The sequence below is a fragment of the Sphingosinicella microcystinivorans genome (assembly GCF_003634215.1).
Classification (GTDB): Bacteria; Pseudomonadota; Alphaproteobacteria; order Sphingomonadales; family Sphingomonadaceae; genus Sphingosinicella; species Sphingosinicella microcystinivorans.
The window spans coordinates 257,076-274,244 of the sequence record NZ_RBWX01000007.1 but is presented as its reverse complement, the minus strand read 5'-3'; the positions used below and the strand labels follow the sequence as shown (position 1 = coordinate 274,244).

Annotated in this window: 16 protein-coding genes; 7 read left to right on the top strand and 9 right to left on the bottom strand. The window is 64.0% G+C overall.

The features are described from left to right. The first annotated feature begins 5 nt into the window (after positions 1-5). The 3 genes from DFR51_RS01635 (at position 6) to DFR51_RS01625 (ending at position 3,036) form a co-directional block, all read left to right on the top strand. Positions 6-1,412 (top strand): M20/M25/M40 family metallo-hydrolase, encoded by a 1,407-nt coding sequence (locus DFR51_RS01635; RefSeq protein WP_121047308.1) that lies wholly within the window; start codon positions 6-8, stop codon positions 1,410-1,412. Then, a complete protein-coding gene (locus DFR51_RS01630) occupies positions 1,409-2,416 on the top strand; it encodes a fumarylacetoacetate hydrolase family protein (RefSeq protein WP_121047307.1) in 1,008 nt (335 codons plus the stop codon). The genes DFR51_RS01635 and DFR51_RS01630 overlap by 4 nt, the downstream gene beginning before the upstream one ends. A gap of 74 nt (positions 2,417-2,490) precedes the next feature. Next, the gene (locus DFR51_RS01625) at positions 2,491-3,036 is read left to right on the top strand and encodes a PAS domain-containing protein (RefSeq protein WP_121047306.1); all 546 of its coding nucleotides are present in this window, start codon (positions 2,491-2,493) and stop codon (positions 3,034-3,036) included. A gap of 15 nt (positions 3,037-3,051) precedes the next feature. Here DFR51_RS01625 and DFR51_RS01620 read toward each other — a convergent pair whose 3' ends face one another. Then, the gene (locus tag DFR51_RS01620; RefSeq protein WP_121047305.1) at positions 3,052-3,975 is read right to left on the bottom strand and encodes an SRPBCC family protein; all 924 of its coding nucleotides are present in this window, start codon (positions 3,973-3,975) and stop codon (positions 3,052-3,054) included. Continuing rightward, positions 3,972-4,313 (bottom strand): ArsR/SmtB family transcription factor, encoded by a 342-nt coding sequence (locus DFR51_RS01615; protein WP_121047304.1) that lies wholly within the window; start codon positions 4,311-4,313, stop codon positions 3,972-3,974. The genes DFR51_RS01620 and DFR51_RS01615 overlap by 4 nt, the downstream gene beginning before the upstream one ends. A gap of 293 nt (positions 4,314-4,606) precedes the next feature. On the opposite strand from DFR51_RS01615, the gene DFR51_RS01610 reads away from it, so the two are divergent. After that, positions 4,607-4,870: a YjhX family toxin gene (locus tag DFR51_RS01610; RefSeq protein ID WP_121047303.1), complete on the top strand. Its 264-nt coding sequence runs from the start codon at positions 4,607-4,609 to the stop codon at positions 4,868-4,870. Positions 4,871-4,950: 80 nt separating this feature from the next. On the opposite strand, the gene DFR51_RS01605 is transcribed toward DFR51_RS01610, so the two are convergent. The 3 genes from DFR51_RS01605 to DFR51_RS01595 all read right to left on the bottom strand — a co-directional run bounded on the left by DFR51_RS01605 (position 4,951) and on the right by DFR51_RS01595 (position 8,238). After that, a complete protein-coding gene (locus tag DFR51_RS01605) occupies positions 4,951-5,745 on the bottom strand; it encodes a class I SAM-dependent methyltransferase (protein ID WP_197723696.1) in 795 nt (264 codons plus the stop codon). Between the two features lie 164 nt (positions 5,746-5,909). Further along, on the bottom strand, positions 5,910-6,677 hold the full coding sequence (locus DFR51_RS19465; protein ID WP_121049583.1) for a cold-shock protein: 768 nt from the start codon (positions 6,675-6,677) through the stop codon (positions 5,910-5,912). A gap of 226 nt (positions 6,678-6,903) precedes the next feature. Beyond that, positions 6,904-8,238, bottom strand: a complete 1,335-nt coding sequence (locus DFR51_RS01595) for an MFS transporter (RefSeq protein WP_160119110.1) — start codon at positions 8,236-8,238, stop codon at positions 6,904-6,906. A 135-nt stretch (positions 8,239-8,373) separates the two neighbouring features. Here DFR51_RS01595 and DFR51_RS01590 point away from each other — a divergent pair, with 135 nt between their 5' ends. After that, positions 8,374-10,218: a DUF885 domain-containing protein gene (locus tag DFR51_RS01590; RefSeq protein ID WP_243446528.1), complete on the top strand. Its 1,845-nt coding sequence runs from the start codon at positions 8,374-8,376 to the stop codon at positions 10,216-10,218. A gap of 81 nt (positions 10,219-10,299) precedes the next feature. Further along, positions 10,300-10,704, top strand: coding sequence for a GFA family protein (locus DFR51_RS01585; protein WP_121047300.1), 405 nt, complete (start codon positions 10,300-10,302; stop codon positions 10,702-10,704). A 9-nt stretch (positions 10,705-10,713) separates the two neighbouring features. Here the strand turns inward: DFR51_RS01585 and DFR51_RS01580 are convergent, their stop codons facing one another. Further along, on the bottom strand, positions 10,714-12,624 hold the full coding sequence (locus tag DFR51_RS01580) for a potassium transporter Kup (protein ID WP_121047299.1): 1,911 nt from the start codon (positions 12,622-12,624) through the stop codon (positions 10,714-10,716). Positions 12,625-12,788: 164 nt separating this feature from the next. Next, the gene (locus DFR51_RS01575; protein ID WP_121047298.1) at positions 12,789-13,235 is read right to left on the bottom strand and encodes an Lrp/AsnC family transcriptional regulator; all 447 of its coding nucleotides are present in this window, start codon (positions 13,233-13,235) and stop codon (positions 12,789-12,791) included. 130 nt (positions 13,236-13,365) lie between these two features. Here DFR51_RS01575 and ald point away from each other — a divergent pair, with 130 nt between their 5' ends. Beyond that, on the top strand, positions 13,366-14,469 hold the full coding sequence (gene ald / locus DFR51_RS01570; RefSeq protein WP_121047297.1) for an alanine dehydrogenase: 1,104 nt from the start codon (positions 13,366-13,368) through the stop codon (positions 14,467-14,469). An 81-nt stretch (positions 14,470-14,550) separates the two neighbouring features. Here the strand turns inward: ald and DFR51_RS01565 are convergent, their stop codons facing one another. Together DFR51_RS01565 and DFR51_RS01560 are read right to left on the bottom strand one after the other, a co-directional pair. Further along, positions 14,551-15,159 carry an outer membrane protein gene (locus tag DFR51_RS01565; protein ID WP_121047296.1) on the bottom strand — a complete coding sequence of 203 codons (609 nt, stop codon included), beginning with the start codon at positions 15,157-15,159 and terminating at the stop codon, positions 14,551-14,553. A gap of 239 nt (positions 15,160-15,398) precedes the next feature. After that, positions 15,399-17,132: an acyl-CoA dehydrogenase gene (locus DFR51_RS01560; RefSeq protein WP_121047295.1), complete on the bottom strand. Its 1,734-nt coding sequence runs from the start codon at positions 17,130-17,132 to the stop codon at positions 15,399-15,401. Positions 17,133-17,169 lie beyond the last annotated feature (37 nt).

The window sequence follows — 17,169 nt, the reverse complement described above, 5'->3', positions numbered from 1 at the left end:
TCTTTATGAAGCGTATGATCGTATCTGCGGCGGTCCTGTGCCTTGCCGCACCGATGGCGAATGCCGCTGCGCCGACATCTCCGCAAGGCACCGCGGCGCTCAGCCTCTACAAGGACATCGTGGAGATCCGCTCCGCCGCGGGTCACGGCAAGGTGCCGGAGGTCGCAGCGCGTGTCGTGAAGGATCTGAAGGCGGCGGGCTTCGCCGACGCGGACATCAAGGTCGTCCCGATGGGCGAGACCGTGTACCTCATCGCCCGCTATCCCGGAAAGGCGGGCAGCAAGAAGCAGCCCATCGCCTTCCTCGCCCATATGGACGTGGTGGACGCGAAGCCCGAAGACTGGTCGTTCGATCCCTTCGTGCTGCGCGAGAAGGACGGCGACTTCCTCGGGCGCGGCACGCTCGACAACAAGATGGGCGTCGCCCACCTGACGCGCGCCTTCGCCGATCTCAAAACGAGCGGCTTCGTGCCCGACCGCGACCTCTACCTCGGCTTCTCCGGCGACGAGGAAACCGGCATGACGACGACACGCGCGCTCGTCGACGCGCTGAAGCCCGCGAAGCTCGAATATGCGCTCAATTCGGATGCTGGCGGCGGCGCACTCACCCCGGACGGCAAGCCCTTCGGCTACGGCATGCAGGTCGCCGAAAAGACCTTCGCCACCTTCGACGTGACGATCCGCAACGAGGGCGGACACTCCAGCCGTCCGCGCAAGGACAACGCGATCTACGATCTCGCCGCGCTCCTCAAGAACGTCGAGACGCTCAAATTCCCGATTCAGGCGAACGCCGTCACGCGCGCCTCGTTCGGCACAATGGCGAAGGAACTGAAATCCTCGCGGCCGCAGGTCGCCGAGATGCTGCGCCGTTTCTCGGAAAATCCGAACGACGCCGAAGCCGCCGCCGCGCTCGCATCGACCGAGGAGTTCGAGCCGGAGATGCGCACCACCTGCGTCGCCACGATGCTGAATGCGGGCCACGCTGAAAACGCGTTGCCGCAGCGTGCCGTCGGCACAGTGAACTGCCGCATCTTCCCCGGCGTGGAGGTTGCAACCGTGCAGGCCGCGCTCGAACAGGCGGGCGGCAATCCGAAAGCCGAATGGAAAGTGCGCGGCACGCCCACCGCGAGCCCGGTTTCCGAACCCCGCCCAGACGTCACCGCCGCCGTCAAATCAGCCCTCGCGCTGCATTATCCCGGCGTCGCGATCACGCCCTATCAGGAGTCGGGCGGCACCGACGGCATGTGGTTCCGCATCGCGGGCGTTCCCACCTTTGCCGTGTCGCCCATCTTCATGGACATGAAGAAGATGCGCGCGCACGGGCTCGACGAGAACGCGCCCGTCGCCTCCTTCTACAACGGCCTCGATTACTGGCCGCACCTCATCAAAACGCTTGCGGGGAGACAGAAATGAAACTGGCCAGCCTGAAGGGTGGCCGCGACGGCCGTCTGGTCGTCGTGTCAAAGGATCTTGCGTGGTGCGCGGACGCATCCTCCATCGCGCCGACGCTGCAGGCCGCGCTTGACGACTGGGACGTCGCGGCACCGAAGCTCGAAGCCCTCGCCACCGATCTCGCACACGAAGTCATCCCCATGATGCGCTTCCACGAGCGTGAGGCGCATTCGCCCCTGCCCCGCGCCTTCCAGTGGGCGGACGGCTCTGCCTATGTGAACCACGTCGAGCTGGTTCGCAAAGCGCGCGGCGCGGAACTGCCCGAAAGCTTCTGGACCGATCCGCTGATGTACCAGGGCGGCAGCGATTCGTTCGTCGGCCCGCGCGATCCCATCGTCCTCGCCGACGAAAGCTGGGGCTGCGACCTCGAAGCCGAGGTTGTCGTCGTCACCGGCGACGTGCCGCAAGGAATTTCGCCCGAGGATGCGCGCGGACACATCCGCCTCGTCGGCATCGTCAACGACGTGTCCTTGCGCAATCTCATCCCTGCCGAACTCGCCAAAGGCTTCGGTTTCCTCCAGTCCAAGCCCGCAAGCGCCTTCTCGCCGGTGTTCGTGACGCCCGATGAACTCGGAGACGCGTGGGACGGCGGCAAGCTGCTCGGAACGCTCAAGGTCGATCTCAACGGCCAGCCGTTCGGCCGCGCCGAAACACATGTCGACATGACCTTCGATTTCGGTGTGCTCATCGCCCACCTCGCGAAGACCCGCGATTTGGAAGCGGGTTCGATCATCGGCTCGGGCACGGTTTCGAACCGTGACACGGATGGCGGACCGGGCAAGCCCATCGCGAAAGGGGGCCTCGGCTATTCCTGCCTCGCAGAGGTGCGGATGGTTGAGACGATCCTTTCGGGGAAGCCCGAAACGGCGTTCCTGAAATACGGCGACAGCGTCCGCATCTGGGTCGACGACGGCACCGGCCACAGCATTTTCGGAGCGATCGAGCAAACCGTCGCGCCGCGCTGAACGGAGCGGCACGTTTCCAAGCTGTTAACGCCTCCTGAGGCAGGGTCGCGCGCATAATATCAAGGGAGCGCGGCATGACACTCGGCAGCAAGGTTTCGGCGCTTCGCCGCGCAAAGGCGTTGCCACCGGTTGGCACAGGTTCTGACGAACGCCGTCTGCATCTTCAGGCCCATAACTACTGGGCGACCTTGCCGCGCAAGGGCAGCGTTCCGCGTTGGTCCGATTTCAATCCGATGCTGATCGAGGATCGCTGCACGCAGAGCTTCGTCATCGATCTCGACGAGAACGAAGGCCCGCATCTCCGCCTGATCGGTGAAGCCCTGCAGGCAGAAGGCGGCGTCGATACCGATGTCATCGGTCTTGCCGACGCGCCGCCCGGCTCGCTGCTCATGCGCATCAGCAGCTACCTGCCAGAGCTGCTCAGTCGTGCCGTGCCGCTTTCCGTTGAAACACCCTATGAAACAGCGACGGGCCACCCCGGCATTTACCGCGCGCTGCTGATGCCCTTCACCACGAACGACGGACAGATCGACGTCGTCTTCGGCGTTGTCAGCTGGCGCGAAACCGCACGCGGAAACGGCCGTCCGCCGGCGGCCCGCGTCGTTCCCATCCGGGGCTGATTCCGCCCCCGCGCTTCAGCGGGCCGAAACGAAGCGCTCCAGCTTGCCCAGCGTCTGCTGTCCCAGTTCCACGGCGCCGAACCCTTTCGCGTCCTGAAATTCCGCCGCCGTGCTGAAGACCATGCCGAGTGTCACTTTCGTCGCGCCGTCCAGGTCCTCGAACGCGGCCCAGGCGTCGGCGTGCTTGGGTCCGTTCTCGCCCCAAAGCAGCGCGTAGCCGATCCGGTCCTCGGGGCGGACTTCGTGGTAGAGATGATGGTTCGGAAACACGGTGCCGTCCGGCCCGATCATGTCGAACACCCACTCGCCGCCCGCGCGCAGATCGATCCGCGTCGTGCGGCATGAAAATCCGTCCGGCCCCCACCATTGCGGCAGCGTTTCGGCGTTCATCCACGCGCCCCAAACAATCGACTTCGGCGCCTGGATCACGCGCTGCAAGATCATGGTTCGCTCGGCCACTGCGGCAAGATTATCCAAACCGGCGCCAAACCCTTCCCGATAGCCCGCCGCCATGTCCTCCGCGAGTGAGGAAAGCTGCACTGTCACGGCCAGCTTGCTATGCCCGTCCGCCTCTTCGAACCGTGCCGTCACCAGCGCTGCGGACAGCGTCGCGCCTTCACACGTGATCACCTCGTAATTCACGCTGCACGCCGCCGGTTGCAACACGAGCCAGCCGTTCTCGCAGCGGATATCTGGCTGGCCTTCCACCTTGCAGAGCGAAATCTCGCGGCCACCGACCTTGGTATCGCTTTCCAGAATGTCGACCGTGACCGAGGGGGAAGGCGAAGCCCAGATCGCGCGCGCGGCGGGGGCCGTCCATGCTTCCCACAGCACGGCAGCCGGCACGGCGATGCTTCGTTCGAAGGTGAGTGTCGCGAAAGGGCTTTTGCCATCGGGCGCTGCGTGCGCCGCGCCGTCTGCTGCGAAGGTCTCTGTCATTCTTTGGTTTCCTTCATCACGTTCATCACAAATGCGTCCAGCCGATCCAGCCGGTCTTCCCAAAGGGCGCGATGCTCATCGAGCCAGGTCCACGCCGGTTCCAGCGCCTCGGGTACGAGCGCGCAGGTGCGGACCCGCCCGTCCTTGGACGAGGTGATCAATCCCGCGTCCTCGAGCACCGAAAGGTGCCGCATCACCGTGGGAAGCCGCAGTCCCGTGGGATCGGCGAGATCCGTCACACCCGCCGGTGTCGCCGCGAGCCGGGAGAGGATCGACCGCCGCGTCGGGTCAGCCAGCGCATGGAATAGCCGTGAAAGTTCGGGATCATGCTTAGTCATGTTGCTAAGTAATTCACGACACCGACGGCGCGCAAGCAAAAACTTCGCCGATCAGCTAAGTTTCAGCGCGCGCTGCACGCATCGGGCCATGCCGGCTTTTTATTTGTCAGCGGGAACGCGCGATCCCTATATTGGCTGGATACGCGGCGACCCTGTTCGCTTCGCGGTAACCGGAGAGTGGATGTCTGAGCTTGTACGATAAGGCTCTCTGAACCTCAGAGAGCCTCGTGAATTCAAAGCCGCCCGGCGCGATGCGCCCGGGGTGTTTTTCACGTCTATCTTACGAGACTTTCATGAATATCTCACGAAACGAGCAACGTGCGTTGCACGTTCTGGCCCTTGGCGGTCGCATTCTGCACGAGCGCGGCGAGGGTCGCAAAATCACGTCCGTGACCTGCATCACGCGTGAAGGCATGTTCCTGGCCGACTTCAACCTCGGCGTATTCAACCAGCTGCGACGCAAGCGGTTGATCGAATCCCGTTGCGGAAGCCCGTACCGGATCTCGAAACGCGGCCGGATTTCCGTCCGCGCACAACTCGACAATCAGGGGGCATAAAGGGGGTCGGGCTGTACCAAGCGGTGCAGCCCGATCCCCAATCGCCTTATGGGCGGCGCTGATGCGTCAATATCTTTGCCTTATACGGCTGCGGTAACGATCCACGTCGCCGCGCGCAAACTCACCTTGCCGCCGCCCCCGCGTGCGAGCAGCGCTGCACGGACCCGAGGTTCAGCTTTCGGTAGAAGCGCAGGCGTTTCCCTCACGACTTTTCCCAGGGCGCCAACGCGCATCATCACCCTCAACATTGTGTCAGCGTCGCCGCTGGAAATGTCAGCGTCGTATGCATCGACACAGATATGTTCAAAGCCCGCCGAGCCAAGAACAGTCGTAATGGTATCGGCGTCCTCGAAGCTGAATGGCGTCGGATCAATTGTTATCGACAGGCCCGCCGCTTCAACGGGGAAGAAATCCAGTTCATTTTCCCCCATCGATCGCCAGCAGACGAAACCGATCCTGCCGCCGGGTTTCAGCATCCTGCCTATATTCGCAAATGCTTGCGTCGGCTCGGCAAAGAACATTGTTCCAAATCGAGAAAAGACGCCATCGACACTCCGGTCAGGCAACGCAAGTCGGGCAGCATCCTCCTGCAGCAACGTCACCTGGGGCAGGTGAGCCGTCCTTTTCCGAGCAACCGCCATAACCCGCGGGGCGATATCAACGCCAATAACGCGGCCCGTTACGCCTACGCGGTCCGCCAACTGCAGGATCGTCTCCCCTGCGCCGCAACCCACATCCAAAATCGTCTGCCCTGCCGCTGGAGCCAAGGCGTCCATCGCTACCAATCCCAAGGGCGACATTTGCAGATCGATCAGGTCTGCCAGGTCTGCTCGAGCCTGATCGCCCACGGTCTGCACAGTTGAGGGTGATTCCATGCCACCAGCTTGAACGGCGAAAAGCTAAACTGCAACGCGCTCCAATTCGATGCACGTAGAGCAGGGGGCAAGCGATGGAATCGCCAAAACGAAAAGGGCCGGCGCGAATAACGCGCCGACCCCTCCTGCGTTCGATCCTCCCCGAATCGATTGCGGCTGCTCGTTTAGAGCAGTTCGATATTGCCTGCAGCGACCTTGCCGCGGCGGTCGCGTGCCAGCTCGAAGCTGACGCGCTGGCCTTCGGCGAGGCTCGTGAGACCGGCACGCTCGAGCGCGCTGATGTGCACGAACGCGTCCTGCTTGCCGTCGCCGCGCGAAATGAAGCCGAAGCCCTTCATGGTATTGAAGAACTTGACCGTGCCTTCGATGCGTTCGCCGGGCGTGAAGTCGTCGTCCATGGCACCACCGCCCGAAGGACCGCGGTCGCGGGCCGGACGTTCGGGGCGATCGGGACGCTCGGGCGCCTCGCCGTCGATCACGAGATCGGATGCCGAGAGGCGTCCGCCACGGTCGAAGATCGAGAACGTGACCGGCTGGCCTTCATCCAGCGTCGTGCGGCCGGCGCGTTCGACCGCGCTGATGTGCACGAACACATCTTCACCGCTGTCGCGGGCGATGAAGCCGAAGCCCTTCGTGGCGTTGAACCACTTGACCGTGCCCGAAGCCGTGCCGAGCGACGTGCCCTGGTCACGGCCACCGCCGCCACCGAAGCCGCCACCACCGCCGCCGCCGCCGCGGAATCCACCGCCGCCGCCGCCACCGCCGAAGCGATCACCGCCGCCAAAGCCGCCGCCACCGCCGCCGAAACGGTCGCCACCGCCGAAGCTCCGGCCGGAATCGTAAAAATCGTCGCCACCGCCGAACGAATCGCGTCCTCCGCCGCGGCGGTCATAGCCACGGTCCCCACCGCGCTTGCGGCCATCAAAACCCATGTCGTGATATCCAGTCTGAATGACGTCGGCAGCCGGGCGCATGCCGCCACAGCACTGTCGTTCTCGGCCAAATTCTATTTGCGGCGTTCGACAGCCTGTTGTTCCCAAAACAAAATCCGTGCGCCCACGGACATTCATGATGAACGTTCGCACCAGTCTGAAACTGACATGAACTTCGCCAGCCTACAGGAGATTCGCAAAAGCTGCGAGCGAAAAAGACGCGTTCTCAATTCTTTCGGGCACGGGCGAGTGCGGCCTGCACTTCGGCGTGCCGCGCGGCGCTGAGCGGCAATCGCACGAGCACGAGCGCTGCGGGAAGCAGGATCACCGGGGGCAGCACGATCCAGAACCCCTCCACCCACAGCAGCGAGCCCGGAGCGCTCTCCTCCGCCGCTTCGGCGCTGAACCCGACAAGCGCGAGAATCGGGAACAATATGCCCACCGGCAGTGCATAGCCGAGCTTCATCGCCGTCGTCAGCACCGCGTTCAGCAGCCCGATCCGGTCCGCACCGCTTGCCAGCCGTTCCTCGTCGCCCACGTCGGCCAGCATTGCGCGCAGCAGGAAGCCGGGTGCGGCATAGGGTGTCCCGGCAAGCCCGATCGCGAGATACGACAGCCACGCCTGTTCGGGATCAAAAACGAGAAACGCCGCGATGTGCAAAACCGCCCCGGTCGCGCACGCCGTGGCGGCGGCGCGCTGTTTTCCGAACCGCACGGCAAGGCGCATCCACAGCGGCAGCGCCAGCAGGCCGCTGCCGAAATAGACAAGCAGCAGCATCGCCGCCCCGGCGTGTGTGAAGCCGAGCAGGCGCACGAAGACAAACTCGAAAAGCGCGCCCGTCACGCCCGGCGCAAGGTTCACCAGCACGTCGGCGAGGAGCAGCATCGCAAGTGTTCGGTTTGAAAACAGCCGGCGGATGTCCGCCCACGTGATGCGCGGGTGCCGCGCCTGCGCCGCGCCTTCGCGTGCGCCCATGATGGCGCCGATCACCGTGAGCGGAATGACGGCGAGGATGAAAGCGCCCATCATGTGTACAGGCCGCGGCGCATCTCCCCCCATCACCTGACCGAGCACGGCGGGCAGCACGAGCACGGTGATCAGCCCCACCATCTGCCCGCCCATCCACCAGCCGTAGACGCGCGAGCGCTCATGATAGTTGCCCGAGAGTGTCGCGCCCCACGCGATGTGCGACACGTTCAGCATCGAATGGCCGGTAAACAGCAGCATCAGCCAGCCGAACAGATACCACACGGTGATGCCCGGCGCCGCGAAGAACACCGCGACCGTGGCGACAAGAAGGGTCAGCCCGCCCGCGACCAGCCAGGGCCGGAATCGGCCCCAGCGGCTGCGCGTACCGTCCATGAAGTGCCCCAGCAGCGGATCGAGCGGCATGTCGAGCATGCGCACGAGGAAGAAAACGAAGCCCACCGCAGCGAGATCGAGCCCAAGCGGGCCCGCATAATAGGGCGGCAGATAGATGACGAGCGGCAGCCCGAGCGCGGCAACGGGAAGGCCGGGGCCCGCATAAGCGGCAAGCGTGCGCGTCGGAAGCCGGGTCACAGGGCACGAGCTTATCGACAGCGCCGCGGCCGCCTCACTAGCGATGCTGGGAGGATCGCTCCGGGCTTCGACGAACCGCACGCCCTGTTCGACGGGCGTATAGCAAGTCCCGCCCCCGCAGCGTATGAACCCGTCATGACCGCTTATCCCGAAAGGACTTCATCGATGATGCGCAGCCTTGCATCGGCTTTCGCCATTGCGCTTTCGCTTACTCTCGCCGCCCCCGTTTCGGCCCAAACGCCGTCTGCGACCTCCGCCGCCGCCCAGAACCCCGCGCACCAGGCGCTCTGGCAGCTCTTCCAGGATTCGGACGAGGCAAACCTCAAGCGCAATCCGATCAATGCGCTGTTCCGCGGCGACATGCGCTACGCCGACCAGCTCGGCGACTACATCACCGACGCCTATTATGCTGCGGAGCGCACCGCGAGCGAAAGCGATCTCGCGCGCCTGAACGCGATCGACCGCAACGCGCTCGATGCCACCGACCGCATCGCCTACGATGTCTTCAAGTGGCAGACCGAAGAGACCCTCAAGGGTCTGACCCCCGAAATCCTCGCGCTCACCGTCGTGCGCCCGATCAACCACTTCAGCGGCTTCCACACCTTCTATCCGTCGTTCGCCTCCGCCACCGGCGGCGCGCCCTTCGCGACGCTCGCCGACTACGAAAACAACCTGAAGCGCCATCGGGATTATGTGACGCTGCTCGACCGCTCCGTCGGTCGTTTCCGTGAAGGCATGGCGTCGGGCGTCGTGGAAACGAAGCTCACGATCAACAACGTCATCGAGCAGCTCGCCACCCAGCTCGCGCAGGCGCCCGAAGAGTCGCCTTTCTACAGCCCCGTCACCAAGTTCCCCGAGGGCATTTCCGCAGCGGATCAGGCGCGTCTCAAGGCCGAATATCGCGCCTTCATCGTCGACAAGATTTATCCGTCGTACCAACGACTGCATGATTTCCTGAAGGCCGAATATCTCCCGGTCGCCCGCGAGCAGGTCGGCCTCTCCGCCATGAAGGGCGGCCGCGTGCTTTACGCGCAGCTCATCGAAAACACGACAACGCTGCCGCTCAAGGCCGAAGACATCCACAACATCGGCCTTGCCGAGGTGAAGCGTATCAAGACCGATATGGAAAAGGTGAAGGCGGAGGTCGGGTTCAAGGGCACGTTGCCCGAGTTTTTCGATTATCTCCGCAACGATCCGAAGTTCAAGCCGCAGTCGCGCGAATGGCTCACCGAAAAATATTACGAGATCGGCAAGGCCGTGGACGCGAAGGTGCCGGAATACTTCTCTACGGTGCCGAAGTCGCCGCTCGAAATCCGCCCCTACGAGCCGTTCCGCGAGAAGCACGAGGCGGGGGGCTCCTACCAGCAAGGCACGCCCGACGGCACGCGCCCCGGCATCTTCTATTTCAACGCCTACGACCTGCCCTCGCGCACCACGCCGGGCATGACGACGCTCTATCTCCATGAAGGCGCGCCCGGGCACCATTTCCAGATCAGCCTCGCGCAGGAAAACGCGGCGCTGCCGAGCTTCATGCGCTTCGGCGGCAACACCGCCTATATTGAGGGCTGGGGGCTCTACGCCGAAACGCTCGGCTATCCGATGGGCTTCTTCAAGGACCCCTACCAGCGCTTCGGTACGCTGTCGGACGAGATGCTCCGCGCGATGCGCCTCGTCGTCGATACCGGTCTCCATTCGAAGGGTTGGACGCGCGATCAGGCGATCGAATACATGCTCGCCAACAGCGACATGGGCCGCACCGATGCAACCGCAGAGGTCGAGCGCTACATCGCCATCCCCAGCCAGGCGCTCGCCTACAAGGTCGGCGCGATGAAAATTCAGGAACTGCGCGCGCGCGCCGAAAAGGCGCTTGGGCCGAAGTTCGACATCCGCGATTTCCACGCCCAGGTACTGATGACCGGCGCCCTGCCGCTCGCGGTTCTGGAAAAGAAGATCGACGACTGGATCGCGTCGAAGAAATAAGCGTCCGATGGCGCCGCCGTTCCGGTTGAGGCCGGAACGGCGGCTATCCGTGCGCGGGCCTGCACAGTATAGGCCCCGCCCATGATGAAACTTACCTGCCTCTGCGGCCAAATCCGTGTCGCGACCGAAAAACGGCCCGACTACATCCACGAATGCAACTGCACGCTTTGCACGAAGTCGGGCGCGCGCTGGGCCTATTATCATCCGTCGGAGGTCAGCGTCGAAGGCGCGACGAATACCTATTCCCGGCAGGACAAGGATGATCCCGCCGCGGCGATCCATTTCTGCCCCACGTGCGGCGCGACAACGCATTTCACCCTCACCGAGAGCGCGGCGGCAAAGTTCGGAAACAGCCTGCTGGGCATCAACATGTGGCTGGCGGACGCGCACGATCTCGCCGGCATCGAGCTGCGTTTCCCCGATGGGCGCGCCTGGTCCGGCGCAGGGGATTTCAGCTATGTGCGAGAGGCACGTATTCTCGGCTGAATCCCGCCGCTAGATTTCGACCTGGCTGCCCAGTTCCACCACGCGGTTCGTCGGCAGCTTGAAGAATTCCATCGCCGTCGCCGCGTTGCGCAGCATCCAGGCAAACAGCTTCTCACGCCACAGCGCCATGCCCGGCTTGGGCGCCGCGATCAGTGTCTGGCGCGAAAGGAAGAAGCTCGTCTGCATCATGTCGAACTTCGGCCCGCAGGCATTCACCGGGGAGAGCGCCTTTGGAATGTCGGTTTCCTGCATGAAGCCGTAGCGCAGTTTCATCCGGTAGAATCCCTGCCCCAGATCCTGCGTCTCCACCACGTCGCACGTCTCGACGTAGGGAATGTCCTCGATCGCCACAGTGAGCACGATCACGCGCTCGTGCAGTACCTTGTTGTGCTTCATGTTGTGGAGAAGCGCGTGCGGCACGCCCGTTGGTTCGGACGACATGAAGATCGCCGTGCCGGGCACGCGGGTGGCGCTGCCGACCGCCGATTTCACGAAGATTTCCATCGGCATCGCGGCTTCCTGCATCCGCTGGCGCATCAGCAGGCGCCCCTTCGACCATGTCGTCAGCATCGTGAAGGCGACAACGCCGATTAATAGCGGGAACCAGCCGCCGTCGGGCACCTTGGTCAGGTTCGCGGCGAAATACGCACCGTCGACGATGAAGAATGCCGCGAGCAGCGGAATGGCGAGCCACGGCTTCCATTTCCACAGCGAGAACAGCACGACGCCGAGCAGGCACGTGTCGATCAGCATCGCGCCTGTCACGGCAATGCCGTACGCGGCGGCGAGGCTGCTCGAATTCTTGAACATCAGCACGAGCAGGATCACGGCGGACATCAGCAGCCAGTTGATCACCGGGATGTAGATCTGCCCCTGCGTCGATGCGCTGGTGTGCTTGATGGTGAGGCGCGGCATGAAGCCGAGCTGGATCGCCTGATGCGTCACCGAAAAGGCGCCGGAGATCACCGCCTGGCTGGCGATCACCGTGGCGAGCGTCGCCAGGCAGACGAGCGGCAGGCGAAAGGCTTCGGGCGCAAGCATGAAGAACGGGTTGCGGATCGCCACCTCGGCTTCGGCGGGCGTCATGCTCACGATCATGGCGCCCTGCCCCATGTAGTTGAGCATCAGCCCCGGCATCACGAACCACAGCCACGAGAAACGGATCGGGCGTCGCCCGAAATGCCCCATGTCGGCGTACAGCGCCTCCGCGCCGGTCACGGCGAGAACGACGGAGCCGAGCGCGAGGAAGGCGAGCCAGCCGTCGAGCACGAAAAACTGGATGGCGTACCACGGATTGAGCGCGGTCAGGATTTCGGGGTGTTTCGCGATGTTCACGACCCCGAGCACCGCAAGCACGAGGAAATAGAGCACCATGATCGGGCCGAACAGCGCGCCGACTTTGGCGGTTCCCCGCGACTGGATCAGGAAGAGGAAGACGAGGATGAACACCGCGATGGGCAGCACCAGCGGCTCGAACGCGTTATTCACGACCACGAGGCCCTCGACCGCCGAAAGCACGGAGATCGCGGGGGTAATCATGCTGTCGCCGTAGAACAGCGCAGTCGCGAACACGCCCAGCATCACGATCACCACGCCGAGCCGCGCGTGTTCCGTTCTGCGCGAAATCAGGGCGAGCAGCGCAAGGCTACCGCCCTGCCCCTTGTTGTCCGCGCGCATGATGATGGTGACGTACTTGATTGTCACCACCAGCATCATCGACCAGAAAATCAGGCTGATGACGCCGTAGATATGGATCTCATCGAGCGCGAGCGGGTGATGCCCTGCGAACGTCTCGCGAAACGCATAGAGCGGCGAGGTGCCGATGTCGCCGAACACGATGCCGATCGCGGCGACCGCGAGTTTCGCGATGCCGTCATGGCGGTCGGAAGACGGCCCGTGCGGGTTGTGGGGTCCGGTCATGGACGGATACGGGGCGACGGCACCGCGTTTAGCGGCCCACGCCCCCTATTACCCTTGCTCTGCCGGGTCATGCGACTCATGCCTCAAGCTGTTTCGTCCAGAACCGAAATGGCGGCGGCGACTAGCATAGCGTGCCGCAGTGCACAACAGGCGTGCGAAACCGCTCACTCACCCACGATCTTGCGAATGCTCACCTGCGTCACCAGTCGCTGCACGCCGGGAAGCGCCGCCAGCAGTTCGCGGTGGACGCGTTCGAAGCTGTCGCCTTCCTTCACAAGGATTTTCAGCATGTAGTCGGAATCGCCCGTGATTAGGTGCCCCTCGGCAATTTCGGGTGCGCGGGCCACGGCGGTTTCGAAAGCGGAAAGCGTTTCCTTGCGCTGGTCAGTGAGCGTGACGGCGACGTAGACGGCAGAGGGATTGCCGCGCGCTTCGGGCGACAGTACGGCGCGATAACCACGGATGAACCCAGACTCTTCCAGAAGCTTCACCCGCCGGTGCGCCGCAGACGCCGACAGGCCGACCCGGTTGCCGAGCTGCTCGCTCGTCAATCCCGAGTCGATTGCAAGCTGGGCGATAATCTTGCGGTCGATCTGATCGAGTTCGGACAATTTCCCGAAATCCTCATCTATATTCGAATATTCTCTACACGATCCGCCTCACCGCGAGCAACTTCGCAAACTTCTCCGACGTGATTTCCGGTAGATTCCCTTCAATTCATCAGGATGAGGGAGGACAGTCATGCGCGTCGGGGTACCAAAGGAAATCAAGGTTCACGAATATCGTGTCGGCATGACGCCGGCCTCGGTCGCCGAGCTTACGCAGGCCGGCCACGAGGTTTTCGTGGAAACGGGCGCTGGCAGCGGCATCGATTTCGGTGACGACGCCTATATCGCGGTCGGCGCGAAAATCCTCGCGACGCCGCAGGAAGTGTTCGCCGCCGCCGACATGATCGTGAAGGTCAAGGAGCCTCAGCTCCACGAGATCGCGTGGCTCGAGCCGCGCCATACGCTCTTCACCTACCTGCACCTCGCCGCGGACAAGCCCCAGGCCGAAGCGCTGATGAAATCGGGCGCGATCTGCATCGCCTACGAGACCGTCACGAACGCGCAGGGCCGCCTGCCGCTCCTCCAGCCGATGTCGGAGGTCGCCGGGCGCATGGCCGTGCAGGTCGGCGCGCATTATCTTGAAAAGGAACAGGGCGGCCGCGGCATCCTGCTCGGCGGCGTGCCGGGCGTGGCGCCCGCCAAGGTCTCGATCCTCGGCGGCGGCGTTTCCGGCTTCAATGCCGCGCAGATGGCGGTCGGCCTCGGCGCCGACGTGACGATCTACGACGTGTCGTCGACCCGCCTCGCCGAACTCGATGCGCTGTTCCAGAACCGCATCAAGACCGTCTACGCGAGCAGCGCCGCCGTGGCGCGCGCTGCGGAGAACTCGCACCTCATCATCGGCTGCGTGCTGATCCCGGGCGCCGCCGCGCCGAAGCTCGTCACGCGCGAGATGCTGAAGACGATGAAGCGCGGTTCGGTGCTCGTCGACGTCGCCATCGATCAGGGCGGCTGCTTCGAAACCTCGCACGCGACGACGCATAGCGACCCGGTCTACACGGTCGAGGGCGTCATCCATTACTGCGTCGCCAACATGCCCGGCGCCGTCGCCCGCACCTCCACCTTCGCGCTCAACAACGCGACGCTGCCGTTCATCGTGAAGCTCGCGAAGCTCGGCGCAGAGGGCGCGATGCGCGCCGATCCGCACCTTCGCAACGGCCTCAACGTCGCGGGCGGCTTCATCACCTACAAGGCGGTCGCCGACGACCTCGGCCTCGCCTACCGCGCCTGGGAATAAAACGCTCCGCCCGAGCGAAGCCAAAAAAAAGAAGGGCCGGAGGCGATGCCTCCGGCCCAACTGTTTTCGGACCGACAGTCGTTAGAAGCGGAACGCGAGGCCCGCCAGAACCTGATCGGCCGCATAGCCGCCGTCCATGTCGCGGTGGCGGTATTCGGTGCGGATGCTCGCCGACTCGTTGATGCCGTACTCGAGGCCGGCGCCCCAGAGCAGACCGTCCGACCAGCCCTTTTCGCTGACCGAGCTTACGCCCTGAACGGTTGACGCCACGGTGGTGCGAACGCGCTCGGCGCCATAGCCGAGACGGCCATAGACGAGCAGGTTCGGCGAGGCGAGCACACCGGCGCGGGCGCTGATGTCATAGTTCCAGCTCGGATTCACCGACGTGGTGATGCCCGCTGCGGGCGCGCCGCGCAGCGTCTTGCCGCCGAAGCCGAGACCGGCTTCCACGCCGACGAGGAAGTTGGAGCCTATGCCGGCGTCGTAACCGGCGAAAACGCCGTAATCGATGCCGCTGCGGCTCTCATCGAAATCCGCCAGTCCGGGCAGGTTGTAATCGATATCGACCGAACGCTTGCCCCAGCCGATCTGGCCGCCGACATAAGCACCACCAAGGGCGCCAGCGTCCTGAGCAAGCGCGGACGCCGGGAGGAGGGCAGTCGCGAGCGCGGCAAGAATAAGCTTCTTCATAAGGTACACCTCTACAAAAATTGCACTGCCCGCGACGGGAGAGCCTCGCGGACGGCGGGAGAGGTGGGAGCGAATTAAGGCCGAGAAAAGGCATGACGATGCCACTTCGGCGAACGACTGTCGAAAACCGGACGAACGACATACGGGCTTCGACGAACGACGTTCAGCGCCGGTTAAACTGTCATATAGGGTGCAAAAACAAGGCTCTAGGGCGGGTACGAACCCCCGCCCCACACACCTTAGAGCGACTCGTCGGGGATCGCGAACAGCGTCTCTGCGCCCCGCGTCACGGGGCCGAGCAGGGCCGCCGCCTGCGGCAGGAACTGCTCGGCGAAGAAGCGTGCCGTCACGATTTTCGCCTTCAGAAACGCCGGATCACCCTCGCCCGCGTTAAGACGCTGCGTCGCCGCCGACGCCTGCTTCGCGAGCAGCCAGCCGCCGACGGTGAGGCCGAACATGCGCAGGTAGGGCGTCGCGCCGGCCGCGTTGTCGTCGCCGCTGCCTTCGGCGAGCCACGTCGTCGCGCTTTCAAGTGCCGCGAGAGCGTCTTCGAGATAGGGCGCAAGCCCGGCCGTTTCGCCCAAAAGCAGCGCGAAATCCGCGCGCATATCCGAAAATAGACTCTTCCAGCGGGCTTGCGGCAGCTTGCGACCGACAAGATCCATCGCCTGGATGCCGTTCGTGCCCTCGTAGATCGGCGCGATACGGGCATCCCGGTAATGCTGCGCCGCGCCGGTCTCCTCGATGAACCCCATGCCGCCGAAAATCTGCACGCCGAGGCTAGCGACCTCAACACCGATGTCGGTCGAGAAAGCCTTGGTCACCGGCGTCAGCAGATCGGCAAGCGCCTGCGCCTCGCGCCGGGCTAGTTCGTCTACTTCAGCGTGCGCGCGATCGACAGCGGCAGCGTTCAGATACGTCAGCGCCCGCGCCGCTTCGGTTAGACCGCGCATCGTCATCAGCATCCGCCTTACGTCCGGGAACTCGATGATGCGGCGCACCTGCACACGCTCCTTCGCGTAGGCGAGTGCGTGCTGGTAGGCGCGCTCGGCGATCGAAACGCCCTGCAGCCCAACGTTGATGCGGGCGTGGTTCATCATCGTGAACATCGCCCGCATACCGGCGTTCTCTCCGCCGATCATGTAGCCGACGCAGTCGTCGTTATCGCCGTAGCTCATCGTGCAAGTCGGCGAGGAGTGGATGCCGAGCTTGTGTTCGATGGAGACGCAGCGCAGGTCATTGCGCGCGCCGAGCGAGCCGTCCGCGTTCACGAGGAACTTTGGCACAATGAACAACGAGATGCCCTTGGTGCCCTTGGGCGATCCGGGCGTGCGCGCGAGGACGAGGTGGATGATGTTGTCCGCAACGTCATGCTCGCCCCACGTGATGAAGATCTTGGAGCCCTTGATGCGCCACGTGCCGTCTTCCGCGGGCGTCGCGACAGTGCGGAGCGCACCGACGTCCGTCCCGGCCTGCGGCTCGGTGAGGTTCATCGTGCCGGTCCATTCGCCCGAGATGATCTTGGTCAGGTAAGTCTGCTTCTGGTCCTCGGAGCCGTGCGCGGTCAGCGCCTCGATCGCACCCTGCGACAGCATCGGGCACAGCGACAGCGCCATGTTGGCGCTCGTCGTTTGTTCCTGCACGGCGGTCGCCAGCGCGAACGGCAGGCCCTGCCCGCCCCATGCCGGATCGGCGCCGAGCGTCATCCATCCGCCTTCGACATAGGCCGCGTAAGCTTCGCGAAAACCTGCGGGCAGCGTCACCACGCCGTTCGCGAGCTTTGCGCCCTCAGTATCACCGATGCGATTGAGCGGCGCGAAAACGCCTGCGGAGAGCTTCCCTGCTTCTTCCAGAATCGCATCGACGAGATCCGCGGTGGCCGCCTCGAAACGCGGCAGCTGCGCGAGACCGGGCAGGTCTGCGATGGTTTCAAGGACGAAGCGCTGCTCGGTGATCGGGGCGGTGTAAGTCATGGGCGGCCATCTATCGCTTGTGAGAGGAAACGGCGCG

Coding starts and splice junctions, on each gene's coding strand:
- DFR51_RS01635 (WP_121047308.1), top strand. CDS start 6: ATGAAGCGTATGATCGTATCTGCGGCGGTCCTGTGCCTTGCCGCACCG.
- DFR51_RS01630 (WP_121047307.1), top strand. CDS start 1,409: ATGAAACTGGCCAGCCTGAAGGGTGGCCGCGACGGCCGTCTGGTCGTC.
- DFR51_RS01625 (WP_121047306.1), top strand. CDS start 2,491: ATGACACTCGGCAGCAAGGTTTCGGCGCTTCGCCGCGCAAAGGCGTTG.
- DFR51_RS01620 (WP_121047305.1), bottom strand. CDS start 3,975: ATGACAGAGACCTTCGCAGCAGACGGCGCGGCGCACGCAGCGCCCGAT.
- DFR51_RS01615 (WP_121047304.1), bottom strand. CDS start 4,313: ATGACTAAGCATGATCCCGAACTTTCACGGCTATTCCATGCGCTGGCT.
- DFR51_RS01610 (WP_121047303.1), top strand. CDS start 4,607: ATGAATATCTCACGAAACGAGCAACGTGCGTTGCACGTTCTGGCCCTT.
- DFR51_RS01605 (WP_197723696.1), bottom strand. CDS start 5,745: ATGGAATCACCCTCAACTGTGCAGACCGTGGGCGATCAGGCTCGAGCA.
- DFR51_RS19465 (WP_121049583.1), bottom strand. CDS start 6,677: ATGGGTTTTGATGGCCGCAAGCGCGGTGGGGACCGTGGCTATGACCGC.
- DFR51_RS01590 (WP_243446528.1), top strand. CDS start 8,374: ATGACCGCTTATCCCGAAAGGACTTCATCGATGATGCGCAGCCTTGCA.
- DFR51_RS01585 (WP_121047300.1), top strand. CDS start 10,300: ATGATGAAACTTACCTGCCTCTGCGGCCAAATCCGTGTCGCGACCGAA.
- DFR51_RS01580 (WP_121047299.1), bottom strand. CDS start 12,624: ATGACCGGACCCCACAACCCGCACGGGCCGTCTTCCGACCGCCATGAC.
- ald (WP_121047297.1), top strand. CDS start 13,366: ATGCGCGTCGGGGTACCAAAGGAAATCAAGGTTCACGAATATCGTGTC.
- DFR51_RS01565 (WP_121047296.1), bottom strand. CDS start 15,159: ATGAAGAAGCTTATTCTTGCCGCGCTCGCGACTGCCCTCCTCCCGGCG.
- DFR51_RS01560 (WP_121047295.1), bottom strand. CDS start 17,132: ATGACTTACACCGCCCCGATCACCGAGCAGCGCTTCGTCCTTGAAACC.